This window comes from Halorubrum sp. CBA1125 (assembly GCF_009742825.1).
GTDB lineage: Archaea > Halobacteriota > Halobacteria > Halobacteriales > Haloferacaceae > Halorubrum.
This window is the reverse complement of the sequence record NZ_WPCE01000282.1, coordinates 1-2,641: the sequence shown is the minus strand read 5'-3', so window position 1 is coordinate 2,641 and position 2,641 is coordinate 1. Positions and strand designations below refer to the sequence as shown.

At 72.5% G+C, this 2,641-nt stretch carries 2 protein-coding genes and 2 pseudogenes; 1 reads left to right on the top strand and 3 read right to left on the bottom strand.

Annotation, left to right across the window (positions count from 1 at the left end; genetic code table 11):
- The 3 genes and pseudogenes from GJ633_RS15670 to GJ633_RS15660 form a co-directional block, all read right to left on the bottom strand.
- A pseudogene (locus tag GJ633_RS15670) lies at positions 1 to 391 on the bottom strand (mechanosensitive ion channel family protein); the annotation flags it as partial.
- 7 nt (positions 392 to 398) lie between these two features.
- Complete coding sequence (locus tag GJ633_RS15665; protein WP_156589527.1) at positions 399 to 1,295, bottom strand: 16S ribosomal RNA methyltransferase A; 897 nt, start codon at positions 1,293 to 1,295, stop codon at positions 399 to 401.
- Positions 1,296 to 1,430: 135 nt separating this feature from the next.
- Entirely contained in the window at positions 1,431 to 2,039 is a 609-nt protein-coding gene (locus tag GJ633_RS15660; protein ID WP_156589526.1) for a DUF655 domain-containing protein, read from the bottom strand.
- 98 nt (positions 2,040 to 2,137) lie between these two features.
- On the opposite strand from GJ633_RS15660, the pseudogene GJ633_RS15655 reads away from it, so the two are divergent.
- Positions 2,138 to 2,641, top strand: a pseudogene (locus GJ633_RS15655) (hypothetical protein); the annotation flags it as partial.

The following is a 2,641-nucleotide window of genomic DNA, read 5'->3' as shown; positions in this document are numbered from 1 at the left end:
TCTCGGCGGCGATCTCGCGGATGAGGCCGCCGAGGAAGTCCGTGACCGCGTAGGCGCTCGCCAGCACCACCACCGCGAGGACGACGTTCGACAGCTGGTCCGCGATCGCCGCGGACCGGACGGCGGCGAGCAGCGCCCCGCTCCGGTCCCACACCGCCAGCAGCGAGAGCGCCCCGACCGCGGTGGCTCCGGCGACGGTCATCGACAGCAGGAGCCGCTGCTTCGAGGAGAGGTCCTCGCTCCGGCCTTTCACCCACCCGGTGAGCAGTCGGACGCCGAGCACCGCCGCGAGCACCAGCGCCGACACCACCACGCGCTCGACGTTCCCGGCCGCGATTCCGTAGACGTCGCCCGCGAGGCCGGCGGCGACGGGGACGGACGGCGGGATCATCGCGCGGTCACGCCTCCGTCGGCGACCCGTGGTCGCGTGCGATCGCCGCCAGCTCGGCGAACGCGGCGGGTTCCAGGCTCCCGGGACGCCGCCGGAGCAGGTCCTCGTCGGCGGCGTCGACGACCGCCTCAGGGGCGTCCAGCCCGGAGATGTGCGCCGTGTTCCGGATCGCGTTCCGCACCGTCTTGCGCCGCTGGGTGAAAAGCGCCTTCACGAACCGGAGGAAGAACGCCTCGTCGTCGACGGCGTAGTCGGGGTCGCGGGGGATACACCGGACGACCGCGCTCTCGACGGCCGGCTGCGGGTCGAACGCCTCCTTCGGGACGTGCTCTGCGATCTCCACGTCGGCGTAGTGCTGTGCGGACACCGAGAGCCGCCCGTACTCGGGCTCGCCCGCCGAGGCGACCATCCGCTCGGCGAACTCCGCCTGGAACATCAACACGAGCGGCCGCTTCTCGGGGAGCAGCCGGAAGGCGACCTCCGAGGAGACGCCGTACGGCAGGTTCGAGACGCACGCGGTGAACGGCGGCAGGGTCACCTCGAGGGCGTCGCCCTCGACCACCGCGAGCGACCCGTCGTCGACGGCGGCCGCGAACTCCTCGCGGAGGAACGCTGCGAACGTCCCGTCGCGCTCGATCACGGTGACGCGCCCCTCGTCGTCGCCGCCGGCTCCGACGGCCGCCAGCAGGCGGTCGGTGAGGGCGCCGGCGCCGCCGCCGATCTCCAGGAGGTGACTCGTGTCGGCGCCGGCCGGCAGGTACGTCGGGATCCGGTCGAGGACGCGGTCGTCGACGAGGAAGTGCTGGTCGCGATCGGGGTTCGCACGGGCCCCGGCGCGCCGCGCGAGGGCGTCGGGGTCGCGGTCCCCGTACGACCGCGCCGCGCCCGTCGATGGATCGGTCATGGCCGGGGTACTCGGCCGCTCGGGGTAAATGTCCCGTTTCGGCGTCCCGCGGCGGTCGAGGACGATGTCGCCTCGGGGCGGTCGACCGCGATGTCGCTCCTCGACGGCGTCACGCCCCGCGGTCGACGGACGGCGTCACGCCTCGCGGTCGACGAACGTCCGGTACTTCAGGTCCTCCTCGCGGATCTCCTCGACGATCCGATCGACGATCACCTCCCGGGGACGGTGGAGCCCGGGCACGCGCTCGGAGACCTCCTCGAAGCTCTCGAACGGTTCGCGCTTCCGCTCGTCGAGCACCCCGTTCCGCAGCTTCTTGCCGATTCCGGGCAGCAGGTTGAGCTGGTGGAGCCGGAGCGTGATCGGCCCGGCCTCGTTGTAGAAGTCCACGAACCGCTCCTCGTCGCGGTCGACGACGTCTTCGACCGCGTACTCGACCTCCGCGGCCGCGTTGCGCGTGAGGTCGTCGAACGTCACTTCGCGGTACCGGCCGACGGCGTCTCCGTCGAGGTCGATCTGGTCCCCGACCGAGACGTCGGCGTCCTCCGAGAGGGCGAGTTCGTACAGCCGGAACGACTCGACGCCGAGGCCGTACGCGACCGGCGACTTCCGGTGTTGCGGGCGGTCGTCGTCCGGACGCCCGTTGGGCAACACGTCGAGGAGGACGACGATCGGTCCGGCGTCGCCGCCGGTGTCGTCGCCGTCGTTCCCGTCTCCCGCGTTCTCGTCGGCGTCGGCGTCTCCCATACGTGCGTTACCGCTCCGACCGGTGAAAAAACCGCTGCCGAAGGGGGAGACAGAGCGTCGACGGGCGGATTCAAGAGCGTCGAGTGCGACGTGTTGGCATGGCGAAACAGGACCCGGCGGAACTGGTTCGACTCGTCGACGCGTTCCCGGCGGCGCCCTCCGAAGGGGCCACGGAGCGCGGGGGGTCAGACGCGACGGCCGGGGACGATCCCGGGACGGACGGATCGTTCGCGCGGGTCGACGAGCTGCTCGACGGCACGTACGGCGCGCTGACACGCGAGTGGTACCCCGAGCTCCGGCGTCGCGTCTCGGCGTACGCGGACGGCGACTGCCTCCGCGAGCGGGTGCTCGCGCACGTCGAGTCGGTCCCGTCGTTCCGGCTCTCGGACGGGGCGACGCCGCTCGCAGACCGGCGGGCGGCGCTCGCGGAGGCGGCGGCGGTGAGCGACGACGTGGCCGCGGTCGCGGAGTGGTACGGGACCCTCCGAGCGCGGATCGAAGACGATCCCGCGTCCCTGACGCGGTTCGAGCGGCTGCTTCACGGGTTCGGATACGCGCTCGCGCACGGGCTGTTCCTCGGCGCGTCGTCGCCGGCGGCGGTC

Excerpts from the sequence above, each read along its gene's own strand:
- GJ633_RS15665 (WP_156589527.1), bottom strand. The coding sequence starts at position 1,295 with ATGACCGATCCATCGACGGGCGCGGCGCGGTCGTACGGGGACCGCGAC.
- GJ633_RS15660 (WP_156589526.1), bottom strand. The coding sequence starts at position 2,039 with ATGGGAGACGCCGACGCCGACGAGAACGCGGGAGACGGGAACGACGGC.